At 72.2% G+C, this 21,141-nt stretch carries 21 protein-coding genes; 4 read left to right on the top strand and 17 right to left on the bottom strand.

Annotated features, from left to right (window positions below; translation table 11 throughout):
- Positions 1 to 141 precede the first annotated feature (141 nt).
- Both O3597_RS27505 and lysS read right to left on the bottom strand, forming a co-directional pair.
- The gene (locus tag O3597_RS27505) at positions 142 to 492 is read right to left on the bottom strand and encodes an Lsr2 family protein (protein ID WP_093409819.1); all 351 of its coding nucleotides are present in this window, start codon (positions 490 to 492) and stop codon (positions 142 to 144) included.
- A gap of 112 nt (positions 493 to 604) precedes the next feature.
- Positions 605 to 2,113 (bottom strand): lysine--tRNA ligase, encoded by a 1,509-nt coding sequence (lysS, locus tag O3597_RS27500; RefSeq protein WP_164448611.1) that lies wholly within the window; start codon positions 2,111 to 2,113, stop codon positions 605 to 607.
- Between the two features lie 90 nt (positions 2,114 to 2,203).
- Between lysS and O3597_RS27495 the strand changes: the two genes are divergently transcribed.
- The gene (locus tag O3597_RS27495) at positions 2,204 to 2,944 is read left to right on the top strand and encodes a class I SAM-dependent methyltransferase (RefSeq protein ID WP_281602843.1); all 741 of its coding nucleotides are present in this window, start codon (positions 2,204 to 2,206) and stop codon (positions 2,942 to 2,944) included.
- A gap of 200 nt (positions 2,945 to 3,144) precedes the next feature.
- Here the strand turns inward: O3597_RS27495 and O3597_RS27490 are convergent, their stop codons facing one another.
- The 7 genes from O3597_RS27490 to O3597_RS27460 all read right to left on the bottom strand — a co-directional run bounded on the left by O3597_RS27490 (position 3,145) and on the right by O3597_RS27460 (position 9,952).
- The gene (locus O3597_RS27490) at positions 3,145 to 3,903 is read right to left on the bottom strand and encodes a type III pantothenate kinase (protein WP_164448613.1); all 759 of its coding nucleotides are present in this window, start codon (positions 3,901 to 3,903) and stop codon (positions 3,145 to 3,147) included.
- 19 nt (positions 3,904 to 3,922) lie between these two features.
- A complete protein-coding gene (nadC, locus tag O3597_RS27485; RefSeq protein WP_281602842.1) occupies positions 3,923 to 4,819 on the bottom strand; it encodes a carboxylating nicotinate-nucleotide diphosphorylase in 897 nt (298 codons plus the stop codon).
- A complete protein-coding gene (locus O3597_RS27480; protein ID WP_281602841.1) occupies positions 4,816 to 6,510 on the bottom strand; it encodes an L-aspartate oxidase in 1,695 nt (564 codons plus the stop codon). The genes nadC and O3597_RS27480 overlap by 4 nt, the downstream gene beginning before the upstream one ends.
- A 61-nt stretch (positions 6,511 to 6,571) precedes the next feature.
- Positions 6,572 to 7,468 carry a septum formation family protein gene (locus O3597_RS27475; protein WP_164448616.1) on the bottom strand — a complete coding sequence of 299 codons (897 nt, stop codon included), beginning with the start codon at positions 7,466 to 7,468 and terminating at the stop codon, positions 6,572 to 6,574.
- Positions 7,469 to 7,654: 186 nt separating this feature from the next.
- Positions 7,655 to 8,074: an aspartate 1-decarboxylase gene (panD, locus tag O3597_RS27470; protein WP_164448617.1), complete on the bottom strand. Its 420-nt coding sequence runs from the start codon at positions 8,072 to 8,074 to the stop codon at positions 7,655 to 7,657.
- Between the two features lie 28 nt (positions 8,075 to 8,102).
- Complete coding sequence (panC, locus tag O3597_RS27465; RefSeq protein ID WP_281604651.1) at positions 8,103 to 8,951, bottom strand: pantoate--beta-alanine ligase; 849 nt, start codon at positions 8,949 to 8,951, stop codon at positions 8,103 to 8,105.
- A 38-nt stretch (positions 8,952 to 8,989) separates the two neighbouring features.
- Positions 8,990 to 9,952, bottom strand: coding sequence for a Rossmann-like and DUF2520 domain-containing protein (locus O3597_RS27460; RefSeq protein WP_281602840.1), 963 nt, complete (start codon positions 9,950 to 9,952; stop codon positions 8,990 to 8,992).
- Positions 9,953 to 10,061: 109 nt separating this feature from the next.
- On the opposite strand from O3597_RS27460, the gene O3597_RS27455 reads away from it, so the two are divergent.
- Both O3597_RS27455 and O3597_RS27450 read left to right on the top strand, forming a co-directional pair.
- On the top strand, positions 10,062 to 11,438 hold the full coding sequence (locus tag O3597_RS27455) for an SAM-dependent methyltransferase (RefSeq protein WP_281602839.1): 1,377 nt from the start codon (positions 10,062 to 10,064) through the stop codon (positions 11,436 to 11,438).
- Positions 11,439 to 11,475: 37 nt separating this feature from the next.
- Positions 11,476 to 12,657, top strand: coding sequence for an NADH-quinone oxidoreductase subunit D (locus tag O3597_RS27450; RefSeq protein ID WP_281602838.1), 1,182 nt, complete (start codon positions 11,476 to 11,478; stop codon positions 12,655 to 12,657).
- Positions 12,658 to 12,701: 44 nt separating this feature from the next.
- Here O3597_RS27450 and O3597_RS27445 read toward each other — a convergent pair whose 3' ends face one another.
- The 4 genes from O3597_RS27445 to O3597_RS27430 all read right to left on the bottom strand — a co-directional run bounded on the left by O3597_RS27445 (position 12,702) and on the right by O3597_RS27430 (position 17,151).
- Positions 12,702 to 14,327, bottom strand: coding sequence for a hypothetical protein (locus tag O3597_RS27445; RefSeq protein WP_281602837.1), 1,626 nt, complete (start codon positions 14,325 to 14,327; stop codon positions 12,702 to 12,704).
- 160 nt (positions 14,328 to 14,487) lie between these two features.
- The gene (locus O3597_RS27440; RefSeq protein WP_281602836.1) at positions 14,488 to 15,489 is read right to left on the bottom strand and encodes a glycine betaine ABC transporter substrate-binding protein; all 1,002 of its coding nucleotides are present in this window, start codon (positions 15,487 to 15,489) and stop codon (positions 14,488 to 14,490) included.
- 244 nt (positions 15,490 to 15,733) lie between these two features.
- Positions 15,734 to 16,468 carry an ABC transporter permease gene (locus O3597_RS27435; protein ID WP_281602835.1) on the bottom strand — a complete coding sequence of 245 codons (735 nt, stop codon included), beginning with the start codon at positions 16,466 to 16,468 and terminating at the stop codon, positions 15,734 to 15,736.
- Positions 16,465 to 17,151, bottom strand: a complete 687-nt coding sequence (locus O3597_RS27430) for an ABC transporter permease (protein ID WP_164448621.1) — start codon at positions 17,149 to 17,151, stop codon at positions 16,465 to 16,467. The genes O3597_RS27435 and O3597_RS27430 overlap by 4 nt, the downstream gene beginning before the upstream one ends.
- Before the next feature lie 2 nt (positions 17,152 to 17,153).
- Between O3597_RS27430 and O3597_RS27425 the strand changes: the two genes are divergently transcribed.
- Entirely contained in the window at positions 17,154 to 18,149 is a 996-nt protein-coding gene (locus O3597_RS27425; protein ID WP_281602834.1) for an ABC transporter ATP-binding protein, read from the top strand.
- 108 nt (positions 18,150 to 18,257) lie between these two features.
- On the opposite strand, the gene O3597_RS27420 is transcribed toward O3597_RS27425, so the two are convergent.
- The 4 genes from O3597_RS27420 to O3597_RS27405 all read right to left on the bottom strand — a co-directional run bounded on the left by O3597_RS27420 (position 18,258) and on the right by O3597_RS27405 (position 21,079).
- Complete coding sequence (locus O3597_RS27420; RefSeq protein WP_164448623.1) at positions 18,258 to 18,749, bottom strand: hypothetical protein; 492 nt, start codon at positions 18,747 to 18,749, stop codon at positions 18,258 to 18,260.
- Positions 18,750 to 18,824: 75 nt separating this feature from the next.
- Positions 18,825 to 19,130 (bottom strand): hypothetical protein, encoded by a 306-nt coding sequence (locus O3597_RS27415; RefSeq protein ID WP_093409856.1) that lies wholly within the window; start codon positions 19,128 to 19,130, stop codon positions 18,825 to 18,827.
- Between the two features lie 55 nt (positions 19,131 to 19,185).
- Entirely contained in the window at positions 19,186 to 20,394 is a 1,209-nt protein-coding gene (locus tag O3597_RS27410; protein WP_281602833.1) for an ABC transporter permease, read from the bottom strand.
- 199 nt (positions 20,395 to 20,593) lie between these two features.
- A complete protein-coding gene (locus O3597_RS27405; protein ID WP_208020961.1) occupies positions 20,594 to 21,079 on the bottom strand; it encodes a DUF3180 domain-containing protein in 486 nt (161 codons plus the stop codon).
- Positions 21,080 to 21,141 lie beyond the last annotated feature (62 nt).

The raw sequence follows: 21,141 nt of genomic DNA, 5'->3' as shown, positions 1-21,141 counted from the left end.
ACGGCACCATCCACAGGTTGTGGACAAGACATCCACCGGCTGTGGACAACGCGCGGCATGCCCCGATTAGTCCCGCCGACGCCGACGCCGGCCCGGAGAGCTTCTCCGGACCGGCGTCATGGCCGCTCGTGGTGCCTGGTCTCAGTGACCGGCCTTCGAGTGGTATTCGTCGACGATCTCCTGCGGGATCCGGCCCCGGTCCGAGATGTCCTTGCCGGCCTTGCGCGCCCAGGCCCGAATGGCCTTGTTCTGCTCACGGTCGGCGGTGGCACCACCGCGACCACGGGCGGCCCGACCACCGACGACCACACCGCCGCGACCGACCTTCGTGCCGTGGGCGATGTACGGGGCGAATACCTCGCGCAATTTCTCTGCGTTCGAACCTGACAGGTCGATCTCGTACTGAACACCGTCGAGCGCGAACTTGACGGTCTCGTCCGCGTCCCCGCCGTCCAGGTCATCGACCAGCTTGTGAATGATCTGCTTGGCCACGCCACATTCCTTTCGAGCAGGGTTGCTCCTGCCAACTGCACAAGCACAATAACCCGCCAGATGCTTGTCGCGTCAATAGGATGCGGTAACGAGGCGGTAAGTTCTCGTACGACTACTCAGGGCGGACCAACGGGAAGAGGATGGTTTCCCGAATTCCCAGGCCGGTCAGCGCCATCAGGAGCCGGTCGATTCCCATTCCCATGCCACCGGCCGGCGGCATTCCGTACTCCATCGCCCGGAGAAAGTCCTCGTCCAGTCGCATCGCCTCGTCGTCGCCCCGGGCGGCCAGTTGGGCCTGAGCCACCAGCCGTTCCCGCTGCACCACCGGGTCGACCAGCTCGGAGTACGCGGTCCCCAGCTCGAACCCGAGCACGTACAGGTCCCACTTCTCGGCCAGGCCCGGCTCGCTGCGGTGCGCCCGGGTCAGCGGGCTCGTCTCCTCCGGGTAGTCCCGCACGAAGGTCGGCGCCTCAAGGCCGGGTACGACAAGTTCCTCGAACAGCTCCTCGGCCAGTTTGCCCGGCCCCCACTTCGGGTCGACGGCCAGGCCCACCTTGTCGGCGTACTCGACCAGGCGCGCCTGCTCGGTGTGGACCGTGACCTCCTCGCCCAGCGCCTCGGAAAGCACACCGAAGAGGGTGACCGAACGCCACTCACCGCCGAGGTCGAACTCCCGACCGTCGGCGTGGGTGACCACCGTCGATCCGGAGACCGCGATCGCCGCCCGCTGGACGAGATTACGGGTCAACTCGGCCATCGTGTCGTAGTCGCCGTACGCCTCGTACGCCTCCAGCATGGCGAACTCGGGCGAGTGCGAAGAGTCGATGCCCTCATTACGGAAGTTGCGGTTGATCTCGAAGACCCGCTCGACGCCGCCGACGACAGCGCGCTTCAAAAACAGTTCCGGCGCGATTCGGAGATACAGATCCGTGTTGAGCGCATTGCTGTGGGTCACGAAAGGACGGGCCGCCGCACCCCCGTGCAGCAACTGCAACATCGGGGTCTCGACCTCAAGGTAACCCTCGCCGTGCAGCGAATCGCGCAGACTCCGCAACGCCGTCGCCCGGGTACGGACCATCTGCCGCGCCTGCGGACGGACGACCAGGTCGACGTAGCGCTGCCGGACCCGGGCCTCCTCGCTGAGCGGCTTGTGCGCCACCGGCAGCGGGCGCAACGCCTTGGCGGTGACCGCCCACTCCTCGGCCAGCACCGACAACTCACCCCGGCGGCTGGTGATCACCTCACCGGTGACCCCGACGTGGTCGCCCAGGTCCACCAGGCGCTTCCAGGCTTCCAGCCGATCCGCGCCGACCCGGTCCAGCGACAGCATCGCCTGCAGTTCGGTGCCGTCACCATCGCGCAGGGTGGCGAAGCAGAGCTTGCCGGTGTTCCGCACGAAGATCACCCGGCCGGTGACCGAGACCCGGTCGCCGGTGGCGGTGTCCGTCGGCAGCTCCCGGTAACGCTCGCGCAGTTGGCTCAGGGTGCTGGTACGCGGGTAGCCGACCGGATAGGGCTGCACACCGTCGGCGAGCATCCGGTCCCGCTTCTCCCGGCGGACCTTCATCTGCTCGGGAAGGTCGTCGGCGGGGTCGACTGGCACGGGGCTCTGTTGGGTCACGGCACGCTTCCTCGGCGGGAGAATTCGGGCGGGGTCAGGCCCGAGCGTACTCAAACGCCCCGGCGACCGTTACTGGATAGCCTGCCGGTCATGACCGACCCCACCCAGGCCCTCTCCTTCGGCACCGCCGCCGCCGACTACGACCGCTACCGTCCCCGCTATCCACAGGCGGCGCTGCGGTGGGCGCTCGACGGCATCGACGCCCCCGCGCGGCTTGTCGATCTGGCTGCCGGTACCGGCATCCTGGCCCGTGGACTGCTCGCCCTGGGGCACCGGGTGACCGCCGTCGAGCCCGCCCCCGGCATGCGGACCCACCTGACGTCGGTCGGCTCCGACGTGCGCGCGCTGGCCGGTAGCGCCGAGGCGATGCCGCTGCCCGGCGGGTTCGCCGACGCCGTCCTCACCGGCCAGGCGTACCACTGGTTCGACCGGCCACGGGCACACGCGGAGATCGCCCGGGTACTGCGCCCCGGCGGGGTCTTCGCGCCGCTGTGGAACCTGCGGGACGACTCGTGCGGCTGGGTGGTCGAGCTGAGCCGGATCGCCGAGATCGGCGACACCGTCGAACACCTACGGCAGAGCGTGACCGACTTCGGCGACTTGTTCACCGCCCCCGAGTGGGCCGAATTCACCCACGCCACCACGCTGACCCCCGACGAGCTGCTCGGCCTGGTCCGCACCCGCTCCCACTACCTCACCGCCACCCCCGCCCGCCGAGCCGAGGTCGACCACCAGGTCCGCACCCTCCTACACACCCACCCCGACCTGGCCGACCAGCAGGCCATCACCCTCCCGTACACCACCCTCGTAGCCCGCGCCCGAAGAACCTGAACACCGACGCACGGACCCAACTCCGCACCAGACCCCTCCCTCAACGGACGGATGACGCTGCCCCACCGAGGGTTTCCGGGCAGCCCGACCGGCGCAGGGATCAAGCCTGACCGCCCGGAGCCGGTCGGGCTGCCCGGAAACCCCACCGCAAGAAGGAGCCGGTCGGGCTGCTCGGAAACCCCACCGCAAGACCAGAAGCGTCAGACGTTCCGCTCGTACACCATGCGCAACCCGATCAGCGTGATCATGGGCTCGTGATGCGTGATCGTCCGACACTCGTTGAGCACCAGCGACGCCAGCCCACCGGTCGCGATCACCGCCTTCAGCTCGCCCAGCTCGGCGGCCATCCGCTCGACGATCCGGTCCACCTGACCGGCGAAGCCGAAGTAGAGGCCCGCCTGGAGGCACTCGACGGTGTTCTTGCCGATCACCGAGCGGGGCCGCGTCGCCTCGACCTTGCGCAGCTGGGCGGCGCGGGCGGCGAGCGCGTCGAAGGAGATCTCGATGCCCGGAGCGAACGCGCCACCGAGGAACTCGCCCCGACCACTGATCACGTCGAAGTTCGTGGTGGTGCCGAAGTCGACGACGATCGACGGCCCACCGTAGAGGGTGTACGCGGCCAGCGTGTTCACCACCCGGTCCGCGCCGACCTCCTTCGGGTTGTCGATGGCCAGCTGCACCCCGGTACGCACCCCGGGCTCGACGATGACGCTCGGCAGTTCCCCGTAATAGCGGGTCAGCATGGTCCGCAGCGAGCGCAGGGCGGCCGGGACCGTCGAGCAGGCGGCCACGCCGGTGATCTCGACGGCGTCGCCGGCGAGCAGTCCCCGGAACATCAGACCCAGCTCGTCGGCGGTCGAACGGGCGTCGGTCTTGATCCGCCAGGAGTGCACCAGCTTGTCGCCGTCGAAGGTCGCCAGCACGGTGTTGGTGTTCCCGATGTCGATGCAGAGCAGCACGCACGCAGCCTAGACGGGTTCACTCCGTGCGCAGGTCCAGGGCGATGTCCAGGATCGGTGAGGAGTGGGTGAGCGCGCCGACGGAGAGGTAGTCGACGCCGGTGGCGCCCACCGCCGCGGCGTCGGCGAGGGTCAGCCCGCCGGTCGCCTCCAGCTCGGCCCGATCGCCCACAGCGGCCACCACCTCGGCGAGCACCGCCGGAGGCATGTTGTCCAGCAGCAGGAAGTCGGCTCCGGCCTCGACCGCCTCCACAGCCTCGGCGAGGGTGTCCACCTCCACCTGCACCGGTACGTCCGGGAACGCCTCCCGGACCCGCCGGTACGCGGCGGCGACACCGCCCGCCGCGAACTTGTGGTTGTCCTTGACCATGGCCACGTCGTGCAGGCCCATCCGCTTGTTCGTGCCACCACCGGCCCGGACCGCGTACTTCTCCAGGGCGCGCAACCCCGGGGTGGTCTTGCGGGTGTCCAGCACCATCGCCCTGCTGCCGGCCAACGCGTCCGCCCAGGCCCGGGTGTGGGTGGCCACCCCGGACATCCGGCAGAGCAGGTTGAGGGCGGTCCGTTCGGCGGTGAGCAGCACCCGGGTCGGGCCGGTCACCGTGGCCAGCACGTCCCCCCGGGCCACCCGCTCGCCGTCGTGGGCCACCAGCGACACCTCGACGGTACGCCCGATCCCGATCGCCTCGGCGGCCGACTCGAACACGGCGGCGGCGACGGCCAGCCCGGCCACCACGCCCTCGGCGCGGGCCACCACGTCGGCGGTGTCGGTCTGTGCCGCCGGGATGGTGGCGGTACTTGTCACGTCGAGCCCGTCCGGGCCGAGGTCCTCGACCAGCGCGTTCTCGATGATCCGGCGTACCTGGTCCGGGTCCAGCCCGGCCGCGCGCAGCATCCGCTCCGTCTCGCTGGTCATCGCGTCTCCTCCCACCGGGTGGTCAACCGTCCCGCTCCACCGACGGCACCGACCAGGTGGCCGTGCCACCGCTCGTCGGCCACCGGGAAGTCCTCCCGCCAGTGGCAGCCCCGGGTCTCCTGACGGGCGTACGCCGCGGCGACAAGTGTGGCGGCCACCGTGAGCAGGTTCGTCGCCTCCCAGTCGGCGGTGCGCGGGGTGCCGCGAGCGACGCCCAGCTCGACCAGTTCGGCGGCGGTGGCGGTGAGCGTCGCGGCCGAGCGGAGGACTCCGGCGCCCCTGGTCATCGCCCGTTGCAACACCGGTGTCGTCTCGGCCGGCAGCACCCAGCCGCCCGCACCCCGCCACGCCCCGGTGTCCGCCGGGCGGGCCTGCTCGGGCAGGCCGGACGCGATGTCGTCGGCGATCCGCCGGGAGAAGACCAGCCCCTCCAGCAGCGAGTTGCTGGCCAGCCGGTTCGCGCCGTGCACGCCCGTGCAGGCGACCTCGCCGCAGGCGTACAGACCGGGGATCGAGGTCCGGCCGCGCAGGTCGGTGCGCACCCCGCCGGAGGCGTAGTGCGCGGCCGGCGCCACCGGGATCAGGTCGGTTCCCGGGTCGACCCCGATGGCCAGGCACGACGCGACGATTGTGGGGAACCGGCGGGCCAGGAACTCACCGCCGAGGTGACGGGCGTCGAGGTGGACGTGGTCGGCACCGGTGGCCAGCAGCACCCGGTGGATCCCCTTGGCGACCACGTCCCGGGGGGCCAGCTCGGCCAGTTCGTGCTGGCCGAGCATGAAGCGTTTGCCGTCGGTGTCCACCAGGTACGCGCCCTCGCCCCGCAGCGCCTCGGAGACCAGCGGCTGCTGGGCGTGCCCGGCGCCGGGCACCCGGGAGTGCTCCGGCACGATCAGCGCGGTCGGGTGGAACTGCACGAACTCCACGTCGGTGACCGCCGCACCGGCCCGCATGGCCAGGGCGACCCCGTCGCCGGTGGAGACCGCCGGGTTCGTGGTGGCCGCGAAGATCTGCCCCATACCGCCGGTGGCCAGCACCACCGCGCGGGCCAGCAGCGCGCCGACACCGTCCTCACTGCCCTCGCCGAGCACGTGCAGGGTGATCCCGCACGCCGCACCGAGCCCACCCGGACCGTCGCCGGGGGCCCGGAGCAGATCCAGCACCAACGCGTGCTCGACGAGCCTGATCCACGGGTCGCGGCGTACCGCCGCGTGTAGCGCCCGCTGCACCTCGGCGCCCGTCGCGTCGCCGCCCGCGTGCACGATGCGGTCGGCCCGGTGCCCGCCCTCGCGGGTGAGCATCAACGACCCGTCGGCGTTGCGGTCGAACTCGGCACCGAGACGCATCAGTTCCCGCAGCCGGGTCGGCCCCTCCTCCACGAGTACGCGGACCGCGGCCGGGTCGCACAGACCGACGCCGGCGATCTCGGTGTCGGAGGCGTGCATGGCCGGGGTGTCGGTCGGGTCGAGGACCGCGGCGATGCCGCCCTGCGCCCACCTGGTCGATCCCTCGTCGATGTCGACCTTGGTGACCACAGTGACGTGTAGTCCCGCCTCACGCAGATGCAATGCGGCGGTCAGCCCGGCCACCCCGGAGCCGACCACGATCACGTCGGTGGTCTCCACCCAGCCGGGCGCCGGGGCGGCCAGTCGGGTCGGCAACGCCGGCAGGCCGACGGTCGGTAGATCCATGCCCCCAGTCAACCCGAATGCCCTTCGCCTCGGGCGGCGGGGGCGGGACGAGTGGTTCCGGCTACTTCGTCCGCACCGGCAGTGCCGCCGGGCCGGCGTCCTTGAGCGTTCCGGTCACCCGACGGTCGCTGAGCCACAGATAGCAGCGGATCCCCCGGTCGCCGACCCGCCACCGACCGGCGCTGGGCGGCCGCACCACCACGTCGGTACGGAAGATCAGATCGTCGTCGTCCGGCACACCGGCGAAGCGGGCGAGGACCGAGCGGCACCCGGCGTAGAAGGGTGCCCACTGCACACTGCTGGTCGGGTACGGGCGGTCCGGAGCCGACCAGACCCCGGCGAACTCGGCGTCGTGGCGGTCGGTGCACGCCACCGGCACCAGGGTCTGCACCACCCCGCCCCCGCCGGTACGCGTCTGCTGGCAGCTGAGCCGCAGCGCCGACGCCGTACGGAGCGCGTCGCGCAGCGAGCCGGTACGCAACACGACCTTGGCACCGGCCTCCACCGTGCTGACCTCCATCAGGTCACAGCGGTACCAGCGCGACCCGGCGGCCCAGCCCGGCCCGGACGGCACCGCGACCGCCAACCGGAGCCGCCCGGCCCGCCAGTTGTCACCGACGTGGCCGTTGGCCCGGTTGTCACACTCGGCGAAGGCGGTCCGCAGCTCGGCGGAACCGGTGGGCGGCGGTTGCTTCCGTGCGGCGGGGAAGGCGCCGACGTGCACCGTCTCCACCCGGTGCGGTGCGGCGCAGTCCACCGGCGCGTACGCCCCGAGCGGCACCACCTCGGCGAAGTCGGCCTCGTGACAGACCCCGACGGCCGGGATGAAGGGCCCGGGCGGCGGCAACGCGGCCCAGTCGTCGACCAGGTCGCCGTCCAGCCCGCCGGTCGACCCACAGCCGGCCAGCAGCGCCGCCACGATGAAGGCCGTGACCAGGGTCCTCGTCGCACGCTGCATGGCGCCGCCTCCCCCAGTCAGCGGCCGTCCCCCGACGGCGCCTCCAGGGTAACCAGAAATGACCTTCCGGTGACAGACCGGAATCGCGGCGCGACGCTCACGGCCGGCACAAAAGGTTCACTTGAGCGGCGAATCCACCAACTACTCGTACGTCTCGCTCGGCGACATGGCCAACAGGCGGTCCCGCTACACCGACAGCGGGTTGGGCACCGGAGCACCGGCCGTGCCGGGCGCGGCGGTCGACGGGTCGGCGCCGAGGTCGACGACCTTGTTGTCCGCGTCGACGTGCACCACCCGGGGGCGGTACGCGCGGGCCTCGGCATCGTCCATCTGCCCGTACGAGATGAGGATGACCAGGTCGCCCGGCTGGACCAGGCGGGCAGCGGCACCGTTGATGCCGATCACACCGCTGCCCCGCCGACCCGGGATCACGTACGTCTCCAGGCGGGCGCCGTTCGTGATGTCGACGATCGCCACCTGTTCGCCGGGGAGCAGGTCCGCGGCGTCGAGCAGATCCTCGTCGACGGTCACCGAGCCAACGTAGTGCAGGTCCGCCTGGGTCACCGTGGCCCGGTGGATCTTGGACTTGAGCATCGTGCGGAACATCGGGACGCCTTTCGCGGGGTACGTGTGGTCAGGAAGCCGGGTCGAGCCGGAGCGGAGTGTTGTCGATCAGCCGGGTGTTGCCCACCCAGGCCGCCACGAGCAGCCGGGCGGGGCCACGGACCGGCCCGGGCTCCAGATCCGAATCGGTGAGCACCAGGTAGTCGAGCCGCGCGCCGGATTCGCCGACCCCGAAGGCGACGTGTGCCGCCGTCAGGACCGCTGCGGCGTCGCCACCGGCCGAGGCGGCCTCGGCACCGGCCCGCAACGCCCGGGACAGGTTCAGCGCCATCGAGCGCTCGGCCGGCGAAAGGTAACGGTTGCGGCTGGAGAGGGCCAGACCGTCCGGTTCCCGGACCGTGGGCACCCCGACCACCTCGACCGGAACGTCCAGGTCCCGACACATCCGCCGGACCAGGGTCAGCTGCTGGTAGTCCTTCTCACCGAAGAAGGTCAGGTCCGCGCGGGTGAGCTGAAGCAGCTTCAGCACCACGGTGAGCACGCCGTGGAAGAACCCCGGCCGGCTGAGCCCCTCCAGATCCTCGCCGAGCGGCCCCGGGTTGACCCGGACCGCCGGCTCGCCGCCGGGGTACATCTCACCCACCGAGGGAGCGAAGACCAGGTCCGCCCCGGCTCGCCGGCACACGTCGAGATCGGCTTCGAGGGTACGCGGGTAGCGGTCGAAGTCCTCGTTCGGCCCGAACTGCAGCGGGTTCACGAAGATCGTCACGATCACATGGTCGGCACGCGCCCGGGCCTCGCGCAGGAGCGTCTCGTGCCCCTCGTGCAGCGCGCCCATGGTCATCACCACCCCCACCGTCCCGGTGCAGGCTGCTCGTGCCTCGGCCAGGTCGGCACGCGTGTGCACCAGCTCCGTCACGTGCTCCACCCCGCTCGACACCTGTCCTCCGCCGACGGTCACGCCACCACCCCGCTCCGGTAGTCGTCCAGGACGCCGAACAGTGCCGCCGCGTCGGCCGGACGCAGCCGGCCGGCCGCGACGGCCCGATCGGCGGTACGCCGCGCCAGCACGAGATAGGGCTCGACCGCCTCGGGTGCGGTGCTGGCGAGCCGCGCCAGGTGCCGCCGCACCGTGCCGGCGTCGCCCCGGGAGACCGGGCCGGTAAGCGCGTCGTCGCCGAGGCGCAGCGCGTTCTCCAGCGCGGCACGCAGCAACGGGGCGAGCACCTTCTCGGGCTGGCCCACCCCGGCGTCGCGCAACCGGTCGGCCGCCTCGTTGACCAGGGTCACCAGGTGGTTCGCGCCGTGCGCCAGCGCCGCGTGGTACAGCGGTCGGTCGGCCTCGGCGATCCACTCCGGCACCCCACCGAGGTCGACCACCAGCCGGGCGGCGAGCGGGCGCAGGTCGGCCGGCGCGGTCACCCCGTAGGAGATGCCGGGCAGCCGGCCGAGGTCGTCGGGCGTGCCGGCGAAGGTCATCGCGGGATGCAACGCCAGTGGACGGGCACCGGCCGCGCTGGCCGGCGCCAGCACGGCCAGGCCGTGTGCCCCCGACGTGTGCGCGACCACCTGGCCGGGACGCAACGCGCCGTCGGCGGCCAGACCGGCCACCACCTCGGCCAGCGCGTCGTCCGGTACGGCGATCAGCAGCAGGTCGGTGGCGGCCCGGGCGACCTCGATGGCCGGGCGGCGGGAAACCGTCGGCAGCAGCAGCGCCAGTCGGGCCTGGGAAGCGCCGGACGTCCCGCTGGCGGCGACCACCCGATGACCCGCGGCGGCCAGCGCGGCACCCAGGGTGGCGCCCACCCGTCCGGCGCCGACGACGCCGACCGTGAGCCGGGCAGGAGTGCCGACCTTGGCCGACGCCAAGGTCGCGGGCCGCCGGTAGGCGGCCGAGTGGGTGCGCAGCCGTGCGCTCATGTCACGATCCAGTCCTCGAGACGGGGTACCGGTCGGGGCAAGTATGCGTCTCTGAAGCGGATCTGAAACAAGGTTGTGTGAAATCGTTCACCGGTGTGAGGAGGGCCCCATGTCGATGTGCTGGCGCGAGGCGATGCGGCATGCCCTCTACGGGCCGGAGGGCTTCTTCGTCTCCGGCGCCGGGCCCGCAGCCCATTTCCGGACCAGCGTGCACGCCTCCCCGGTCTTCACCTCGGCGCTGCTCCGCCTGATCCACCACCTCGACGCCGCCCTGGGCTTCCCCGACCGGTTCGACGTGGTGGATGTGGGGGCTGGGGGTGGCGAACTGCTCAACTCACTCGCCGTGGGGGTTTCCGGGGAGCCCGCCCGCTCCGGGCGGTCAGGCTTGATCCCTGCGCGGGCGGGCTCCCCGGAAACCCTGACCACCACGGCCGCCGTTCGCCCCGGCCCGGGTGGTGTCTCGTCCGGGTCCGTCGATTCGTCGCCGTCGACGCCGGTTCCGCTGGCTCGGCGGGTACGGTTCACCGCCGTCGAACTCGCCCCGCGCCCCGAGAACCTTCCCGACCAGATCACCTGGACAAACCAGATCCCCGGCGAGATCACCGGCCTGCTCCTGGCCACCGAGTGGCTCGACAACGTCCCCCTCGACCTCGCCGTCCACACCGACCACAACTGGCACTACCTGCTCGTCGACCCCACCACGGGAGCCGAGACGACAGGCGAACCAGTAAGTCGAGACGACACAACCTGGCTGACGACCTGGTGGCCCACCCCGACCCACCAGCCCCCCGGGGCGCGGACCCGCACGGATGATCCGAACCTCCCCCCGCAGACCCCGACGGACGGGTCGGGCCCGACCACGTCGGGTTTTCGGGCAGCCCGGCCGGCGCAGGGATCAAGCCTGACCGCCCGGAGCCGGCCGGGCTGCCCGGAAACCCCCACGGACCACACCCCCACGGACCGCACCCCGACGCGCATACCGCCGATGGGGCGGGCGGAGATCGGGCGGACCAGGGACGAGGCGTGGGCGCACGCCGTGGGGTGCGTCGAGCAGGGGCTGGCGTTGGCCGTGGACTACGGCCACCTGCGCGCGGAGCGACCGGTCGACGGGACGCTCACCGGGTACCGGGCTGGGCGGCAGGTGCCGCCGGTGCCGGACGGCTCCTGCGACGTCACCGCACACGTGGCCATGGACTCGGCCGCCGCCGCCGGTGAGCGGGTCGCCCAGTGTGCGTACGTCCTGACGTCACAGCGGGAGGCGTTGCGAGCGCTCGGGGCCGACGGTGGCCGACCGCCGCTGAGTCTGGCCACCAGTGACCCGGCCGGCTACCTGCGGGCACTGGCCACCGCGTCGGCGGCGGCCGAGCTGACCGACCCGGCCGGCCTCGGCGGCCACTGGTGGCTGTGGCAGCCCGTCGGACTACCGGCCGACCGGCTGCCACCCCTCGCGACCCGCACCGACGGGGCTGACGGTCCGCAGGGCTGACGGGCGATCACCGCCAGGCCCGGCGGTTCATGGCACGATGGCGGGCATGACCACGGGCGAGCTGCGCGAGCTGACCGTCGGCACCGGCGCCGGGCTGGTGGCGGGCACCGGCGGGGAGCAGCTCGGCGCGGACATGGTGCTGAACATCGGACCGCAGCACCCCTCCACGCACGGTGTGCTGCGGCTCAAGCTGGTGCTCGACGGCGAGCGGGTGCTCGCCGCCGAACCGGTCGTCGGTTACATGCACCGAGGTGCCGAGAAGCTGTTCGAGGTGCGCGACTACCGGCAGATCATCGTGTTGGCCAACCGGCACGACTGGCTGTCGGCGTTCGCCAACGAACTGGGCGTGGTGCTCGCGGTGGAACGGCTGATGGGCATGGAGGTGCCCGAGCGGGCCACCTGGCTACGGATGGCGCTGGCCGAGTTGAACCGGGTGCTCAACCACCTGATGTTCCTTGGTTCGTATCCGCTGGAGATCGGGGCGATCACCCCGATGTTCTACGCCTTCCGGGAACGGGAGACGCTCCAGGCGGTGCTGGAGGAGGTCTCCGGCGGACGGATCCACTACATGTTCAACCGGGTCGGCGGTCTGAAGGAGGAGGTGCCGGCCGGCTGGACCGGTCGGGCCCGGGCCGCCATCGGAGAGGTACGCCGCCGGATGCCGGACCTGGACAACCTGATCCGCCGGAACGAGATCTTCCTGGCCCGTACCGTCGGCGTGGGGGTGCTGTCGGCGGCCGAGGCGGCCGCGTTCGGTGCGTCCGGCCCGGTCGCCCGGGCGTCCGGGCTCGATCTGGACCTGCGCCGGGACGAGCCGTACCTGGCCTACGACCAGCTCGACGTGCCGGTGGTGACGAAGACGGCCGGCGACTGTCACGCCCGCTTCGAGGTGCTGCTCGACCAGGTGTACACCTCACTCGACCTGGCGGAGCAGTGCCTGGACCGGGTCGACCGGCTCACCGGTCCGATCAACACCCGGTTGCCGAAGGTGCTCAAGGCACCGGAGGGACACACGTACGCCTGGACGGAGAACCCGCTCGGCATCAACGGGTACTACCTGGTCTCCCGCGGCGAGAAGACGCCGTGGCGGCTCAAGTTGCGCACCGCCTCGTACGCGAACGTGCAGGCCCTGGCCACCCTGCTGCCCGGCTGTCTGGTGCCGGACCTGATCGCCATCCTCGGCTCGATGTTCTTCGTGGTGGGCGACATCGACAAGTGACGGCGCGATCCGGCGCGGCTCGTGAAGGGCGCACGGTCGCCGGATCAGCGCCAGCGACCAGCGCCGGCGTCGCTCCCCGCCGGACCGTATCCGGGCTCCTCCACGCGGTGCCGGCGGCCGTACGACTCCCCGCCGGGACGTTCGCCGCGCGGATACTCGGACTGGTACCCGTACGCCGGCTCCGGCTGGTGGCCCCGCGCTGGTTCCGGCTGGTAGCCGCGCTCGCGGGGCGGGCGCCACTCGTGCGGCACCGGCACCCCACCGGCGGGTAACGCCGGACGACCCTCCGGCTCGCCCCAGCCGTCGCGCCACGCGTCGTCGCCCGCAGCGCGGCGTGGCTCGTCGCGGCGTACGCTCGCCCAGCGGTCCTCGACCCGGTACTCGGTGCCGACCGGATCGGCGTGCAGTTCGGCTCGGCGTTCGCCGACGCGCACCTCGCGGCCCCGATCGTCGTCACGTACCGCCGCCCACCGGTCTCCGGCGCGCAGCTGCGCCCAGTACGCCCCGGTGTCGTCCGCCCGATGTCCCCGAGCCGCCGGTGTCGGCTCCGCGGGAGTTTCCCACTGCTGGCCACCCGCGTCCCAGCCCCGGTCGTCCCGTGAGCCCCAGTCGCGGTCACCGGCGGGCCCGCCCGGGTAGCCCGAGCCGCCGTCGCGGGCGGCGGACCAGTCGTCGTCCCCGGTCGACCAGCGGCTCTCCTCCGGCGCTGGCGACCACGGGCGGTCCTCCTCGTGGGAGCGCCCCGACCAGGAACGTTCCTCGTCACGGCCGGACCACGCGCGCGCCTCCTCCTGGCCCGTCCCGGACCAGGAACGTTCGTCCGGGCGCTCCGCACCGGACCAGCGACGACTGTCGTCCCGGCGGGAACGATCATCGCCGTCGGACCACGAGTGGTCGTCCTCGTCGATGCCGTGCCCTCGCCGGCGCTCTCCGGGCGACGATCCCGACCACGCCGCCGGGTAGCCGCCGTACCGGCCACCGGACTCGCCGACGATCGTGTGCCGGGTGGTCACGTGCACCGTCTCGGTGTGCCGGACCACCCCCAGTGGCCGCCCTGCCGCCTCACCCGGGCGATCGTCCTGCTCGGGAGGGACCGGCGAACCGTAGACACCTGCTGAGCCGCTGGCCGGACGATCGTTGCCGGGCCCGGAACGCGCTGCGCCGTACCCGCCGGTCCGGCCCGGGGCGGGCTGGGCGGTGCCGTAGACCCCGGCCGACGCGGCGGGTCGTTCGGTCTGCCGCGGCGGTGCCTCCGGTGCCGACACCCGGGCCCGGCCCGGGCCGGGCGGCTCGTCGTTCGCGACCGCGGTGACGCCACCCGAGTCGACCCGTTGACGCAGCCCGGCCAGCGCCTGCTGGACCCGTTGGATCTCGTCGAGCGCCTGGTTGCCACGCTGGGCGGCAGCCACGATCTCACCGCGCAGCTCCCGCCGCAGCTCGTCGACCTCCTCGCGGAGTTCCTCGGCATGCTGTCCACCGCCGTCGCTACGCAGTGCGATGGACAGGCCGATCAGCACCACGGCCAGAATGGCCAGCACCGCGGCAAAGCGCAGCGGCCCGTTGCCGTCAGCGACCAGGAGTATCAGCGCCGCGACCGGAGCGAGGGCCACACCGCCCCAGAAGAGCACGGTGAGCAGCTTGCGGGGATCGGCGGGCACCGGGGCGGGCATGGGTCCGCAGCCTACCGAGAGTTGCGTCACCTGGGAACGGCTCGACGGCAGGTGTCCGTCGCGAGTGTAGAAGGGGCTCCGCAGCGGCGCTTTCGGGGCTGGCGACGCGACGGCGCCCCGGCCGACTCGACCGGGGCGCCGACGTGGTTGGCGCGGCTGCTCAGTTCTGCGCGTACGCCGCGTCGGTCGAGAAGACCAGGCCGACGCTGATCGTGCCGTTGCGCAACGCGGTCTTGGTCAACGGGCCACCGCCGTCGAGCGAGGAGAACGAGCCGACCGACAGCCCGTAGGTCTGCTCCAGACCGGGCTTGCAGAACGGGCGCTCCTGGCACTCCGGCGGACCACCCAGCACCGTCGCCGTACCCGAGCACTTCTCGGCGAGCTCGGAGAGGGTCCGCACGCCGTACTTGTCGGCGAACTCCTGGGTCACGGCGAAGGCGTTCTGGGTCTGCGCGGCCGCCGGCGCGCCGAAGGTCAGACCCACCTGCTCACCCAGGCCACGCAGCGCGGTGACGGTCTTGTCGACGTCCGGCGAGGAGACCGGCTGGCCACCGCTGTTCACCTTGCCGTTGAGGAACTCGGCGAGGGTGGCGGCGTACTCCGGGACGACCTGGATCTCGCCCTTCTCCAACGCCGGCTCGTACAACTCGCGGTTGCCGATCTGCTGCACGGAGACCTGGTAGCCGGCGGCGGTCAGCTGGATCTTGTAGAGCTCGGCGATGATCTCGCTCTCGGTGAAGTTGCCCGCCCCCACCGTGATCCGCCCGCCCGGTCCGCGCTGCACGCCGTCGGTCAGCGAGTTGGCGTCGGCGAACTCCTGCGCCGCCGCCTGGGCGCTCTTGCGGTCCACGTCGACCGCCTTGTTGAGCTGCACCAGCTTCGGCGTGTCGAGCACTGCGGAGACCTTGTCGAGCGCGGCGATCAACTGCGGGTTCGCCACCTCGCTGTTGACCGCCGGGATGATGTTGTCGGCGTTCTGCAGCGACTTGTCGTCCTCGAGTGCGATCAACTGCTCACCGGCCACCGGCGCGCAACCCTCGCCCGAGGCACCCTGCTGGGGTGCCTCAGTGCCGGAGGAACCGGCGTCGCCGCACCCCGCCAGGACCGTCGCCGCCGCGACAGCCCCCACGACCGCGATGGACAGTCTTCTACCTGCGCGCATGAGCCCGCCTTCCGTGTCCCGGCGCGGCCCGGAGGGGCCGGCCGCGTGTCCGACGGGCGATCCCGCCTGCCGCCCGCGATGTCCACCCAACATCCTGCCGTGCCCCACCGACAAGCCGAGGAGGCATTCGTCACCGGAACGTCACCCATCGGGGTCGTCGCATGCGACTGACGCCGTACCGGTGACGCGGATCGCACGACCAGCCCTCGCGCCGGGTTGCTCGATGTCCTGAGTCGTCCCCTTGTCAGGAGCCGGCGACGGCATCCGCCGCGCGTCGCCCGGCACGGCGCCGGGCGCGGCGCAGCGGACGCGGGGTGACCAGCCGTTCGACGAGTGCGAAGAGCAGTTCGACGCTTACCGCCAGCCCGGCCACCAGCAGCCCGCCGGCCAGGATCTGGCCACCACCGACCGCGATGCTCAGGCCGAAACCGAACCGGATGATCTCCCCCAGGCCGCCACCGTTGACGAAGGTCGCCAGCGCCGCCGTGGCGACCACCTGGACGGCGGCGGTCCGGAAACCGGCCGCGAGATAGGGCACCGCGAGCGGCAGTTCCACCCGGCGCAGCACCTGCACCCCGGTCATGCCCATGCCACGGGCCGCCTCCCGGGTCTGCGGATCGACCTGCCGCACTCCGGTGTACGCGTTGGCCAGCAGCGGCGGCACGGCGAAGACCGCAAGCGCGAGCACCACCGCCGGCCGACCGAAGCCGAGGAAGGTCAACGGGAGGATGGTCAGCAGGGCGAGCGTGGGCACCGCCAGGGTGAGGTTCGAGACCAGCACCACCAGCCCGCCGCCGCGGCCGGTGTGGCCCAGCCAGAGACCCAGCGGCCAGGCCACCAGGCAGCCCAGCAGCACCGCGGCGGCCGACATGCTGACGTGCTCGCCTAGGCGGTCCAGGATGCCGCCCGGGTTCGTCCAGTTCAGCGGATCGTTGAGCCAGACCACCGCCTGGGACACCGGATTCGTCGCGGCGCTCATCCGGTCCTCCCGCGCAGCCACGGGGTGAGCAGCCGACCGGCCCCCACCAGCAGCAGGTCGAGCACCAGCGCCAGCAGGACACAGAGCAACGTCCCGGTCATGATCTGAGCCTTGTAGAGGTTGTTCTGGAAGCCGGCGAAGATGATCTGCCCGAGCCCGCCCCGTCCGATCACCACACCGACGGTGACCAGGGCGACCGTGGAGACCGTGGCCAACCGCAGGCCGGTCAGGATGCCGGGTAGGGCCAGCGGCAACTCGATCCGCACCAGTCGCCCCCAGCGGCCGTAACCCATGCCCTCGGCGGCCTCCCGGACCTCCGCCGGCACCTGGTTCAGCCCGGCGACGGTGTTACGGACGATCACCAGCAGCGCGTACAGCACCACCACGCTCAACACGGTCGCGACGCCGATGCCCAGATAGGGTGCGACGAATGCGAACAGGGCCAGGGAGGGGACCGTGTAGAGCACCCCGGTCAGTGCGAGAATCGGCCCGGTGAGCGGCCGGAACCAGTAGGCCAGCACGGCCAGCGGGACGGCGATCAGCGCGGCGATGAGCACCGCCCGGAGGGTCAGCGTGGCGTGCTCACGCAGGGCGTCGAGCACCGTGTCAGAGTTGTCCCGCACGTACTGCCAGGAGAACCACGGGTTACCCGGATCAGCCCGGTAGCTCAGGCGGAAGGACATACGTGGACGTTACCCCGGGGGCCGGCGGTGATCGACGCGCGGCGTCGATCTCCCTCGACGGCATCGGCAAGCGCTACCCGGACGGCACCGAGGCGGTCCGCGAGCTCAGCCTGCACGTCGACGAGGGCGAACTGGTCGTCCTCATCGGCCCGTCCGGCTGCGGCAAGTCGACCGTGCTGCGGATGATCAACCGGCTGATCGAGCCGACCGCCGGTCGGATCCTGCTCAACGACTCCGACGTCACCCGGGCCGACCCGGTCAAACTGCGCCGCCAGATCGGCTACGTCATCCAGAACGTCGGACTCTTCCCGCACCAGACGGTGGCCGCCAACGTCGCCACCGTGCCCCGGCTGCTCGGCTGGGCAACCGGCACCGTCAAGCGTCGGGTCGAGGAACTGCTGGAACTTGTCGGCCTGGACCCGGCGCAGTTCGGCCGGCGGTACCCGCACGAACTCTCCGGCGGCCAGCGGCAGCGGGTCGGGGTGGCCCGGGCGCTCGCCGCCGACCCGGTGGTGCTGCTGATGGACGAGCCCTTCTCCGCCGTCGACCCGATCGTGCGTACCCGGCTGCAGGAGGAGTTCCTGCGGTTGCAGGCGGAGGTACGCAAGACCATCGTCCTGGTCACCCACGACCTGGACGAGGCCGTCCGGCTCGGTGACCGGATCGCGGTGCTCTCCGAGGGCGGCCGGTTGGAGCAGTACGACACCCCGGCGACGCTGCTCGGCGCTCCCGCCACCGGGTTCGTCCGCGAGTTCGTCGGAGCCGATCGGGGCATCCGCCGGCTGGCCGTCACCCCGGTGACCCGGGAGGTACTCGATCCGCTGCCGGTCGACGGCGACGCGGACCTCCCGTCGCTACCGCTGGGTGGGTCGGCGTACGACGCGCTGGCCGTGCTGCTCACCGCCGCCGGTGGCCGGGCCGTGGTCACCGAGGACGGACAGCCGGTCGGGACGCTCAGCCGGGAACGCCTCCTGACGCTCACGGAGTCGGCCGGCTGAGTGTCCCCGCCTGCGTCGCCCGACCGAGTCGGCGGGCGGAACGCCACGGGTGACTCCGGCACGAGTGGTCGGCCGGGTCCGTCGCGCACGACGGACCCGGCCGTACGGTCAGCGCCGGCCCCGGTAGCCGCCCAGGGTGGCGATGCCGATGATCCAGCCGACGAAGAGGCCGTACTCCGCGCCGTCCCCCGCCGCCTGGAAGGCGCCCAACAGCGACGGGTTGGTCCGGATCAGCGTGGTGAACAGGGCCGCGAAGGCCCCGGCGAAGACGAACGCCGCCCAGCCGGCGAAGAACTGACTGATGGTGCCGCGGGCACGGGCGAGCTGGGAGCCCGGCAGCAGGTAGAGGAACAGGAAGGTGAGGACGACCACGAGGATCGCCCGCAGGTCGTCGGCGAAGATCTCCTGGATCGAGTCGTCGGAGTCGAATCGCCAGGCCGGCCAGGCGAGCAGTCTCAGGAACCACCCGCCGGCACTGTCGGGATCGGTGTTGTCCCTGGCCCAGTCGACGTACCAGGGACTACCGAAGACGAGGACCAGAATGAGCGCGGCGAGCGTACCAGCGCCCGGTGCGGACTTGTATCGATTGGTGAGAGCCATGGCCCCGCTATTTCCCAGCGGATCGACGCAGGCAAACGCGAGGCGTCATTTATGGTGGTACGCGCGTTTGGCCCGCTAGTGCTTCATGAGGTAGTCGATGAACGCGGCGCGCAGCAGCGGCGCGGACTCCTCATAGCCGTGCCCGGTCATCTCGCGCCAGAGGGCCACCGCCTCGTCGACCGTCGGCCCCACCGAGTTCGGCGCGCCGTCCAGCGCGGCGGCCTCGTCCGCGTTCGGCAGGTGCCGCAGCACCGACCAGAAGAACCGTACGTCCCGGCGCTCCCGGGCGAGGGTGAACGCCCGTTCCCGCAGTTCCTCGGTGGAGAGGACGTCCAACTCCTCGAACGACCGGCCGCCGGAGATCGATGATGTGTCGGTCATGTGCCGAGCCTAACCGTCGAGATCACGCTCGGCGCGCCGACAAGCTGCCGACCGGTCACCGGTCGTCGGCCTCCCAGGTACGCGAGCCGGTCTCCCAGCGCCGGGCTCCCCACGGGTCCGTGCCGCCGACGGGGGGTTGGGCCGGCAGCACGGGCGGCCAGTCACCGACCGGCTGCGGCTGCGTCACACTCCACCCGCTCTCGGCGGCCGGCTCCGGCGGCGGCGGGGGCGGTGCCCCGAGCACCGGCACCGGACGTCCGTACGTCTCCACCAGGCGGGTGACGACGAGCCCGCCGGCCAGCGCCGCGCCGCCGACCGCCCACCGGCTGACCGTCCAGCCACGGGCCTGCGCGTACGCCAGGAACAGCCCGATCGCACCGGCCGTCAGCAGCGTGCCGAAGACCCCGCCACGCAGCCCGAACGCACTGGTGCCGGCGAGCAGCGTCGCGCCCACCGCCAGCACCGTCCAGTCCAGTCCCGCCGCCGGGGTCACCGTCCCGCCCATCGAGGCGATCAGCACCCCGGCGAGGGTCGCGAGCACGGTGGAGCAGACGTACCCGGTGGTGGCCACCACAGCGGCAGCCGTACCCCGCCGACGGGCCGGGTCGCCGATCGGACGGAACCGGCCGACCAGCCGACGGATCGGGCTCACCGCTCCGAGGAGCCCGCCGAACACCGCGATCGCGGCGAAGCCGACGAAGAGTTGTCCGGCGGTGCCCCGCGGGTCGTAATCGCCCTGCACCAGCACCGGCGCGGAGCGCTGCTCGATGTAGACGATGACGCCGGCGGCACCACCGAGGCTCGCCGCCCAACCGGGCACGTGCAGCAGCACGACCACCAGGCCGAGCACCAGCCCACCGATCGCCGCCACCGCGGTGGCCGTGCCGACGGCGCCGAGCACCCCGCGGTCACTCTGTTCGGCGAAGTGCAGCCCGGCCGCGACCGCCACCGGTCCGACAGCGAGGTTGACCGCGGCGGTACGCAGGGTCAGCCCGACGGCCAGGGCCAGCAGACCCAGACCGATCACGTCGACGATGAGATCCCGCAACCCGCTGCCGCGCAGCACCGCCGAATCCTCACGCCACACCAGGTAGACAAGTGCGCCGAAGCCGAGCAGCAGGAACGTCTCCCAGACGATGTAGACGCCGAAACGGTCCCGGCCCGACTCGGCGTCGGGATCGTCGAGGACGGCCTCCGTCCCGGTCGCGGGACCGGCCGAGGCGGGCTCCGGCGGTCCGTCACGGCCCGGTTCGTCGTACCCCATGATTCCTGCCTCCCAGCGGCCGCCCGGACTCCACCGACGCACGGGCGGACCGGCGGCGGGCGTTGCCTTTCGGTCGGAGGCACCGTACCCGCGCGTCCGAGCCGGGCGGAACCCCCTGCTGGGGCTGGGCCGGCGGCCCGGGCGGTGTCCGGTGTCCGGCCACGTCGAGGCCACCGGGGTGAGCCTCGGGGCGGTCGCACTAGCGACGATCCGGGTGGCTCTCCCAGTCGTCCGGCTCATGCTCGTCGTCGGGCCGCTCCGGGACCCGGCACGCCCGCTCCAACCAGAGTGCGGCGGCCACCAGGGCGGCCGAGGCCAGCAGGCCGGCGATGGCCGCCGGGCGGTCATCGGTGGCAGCCCGCGTCGGCTGCACGAACAACCAACCGGTCAGCCCCGCGTACCCGCCGGTGAAGATGGCACCGACCAGCGCGGATGCCTTGGCCAGCACGACGAACCGAGCCACCATCAACGGATTGACCGGATCCCGGCCCGGTCGGCGGTCGATCCGACCCCGGGTGTTGATCGCGGCGTACGCCTCCAGCACCGCCAGTCCGGCGAGGGTCACCACCGGCAACCAGGGCAGCGGCGGCAGCCGCTCGTAGTAGATGCCGCTGATCAGCAGCCAGGCCACCGCGGCGGCGGCGAGGGCGGTCACCACCAGGGTCGAGATGCGGGTGGGGCCCATCCGCGACCCGTCGGGTGGCGGGGACACGCTCATGCCGGTACCCCGCCGCGCGCCGCCCCGCC

This window comes from Verrucosispora sp. WMMA2044 (assembly GCF_027497155.1).
Taxonomy (GTDB): domain Bacteria; phylum Actinomycetota; class Actinomycetes; order Mycobacteriales; family Micromonosporaceae; genus Micromonospora; species Micromonospora palythoicola.
The sequence above is the reverse complement of the archived record's forward strand: the minus strand, read 5'-3'. Positions and strand labels throughout refer to the sequence as shown.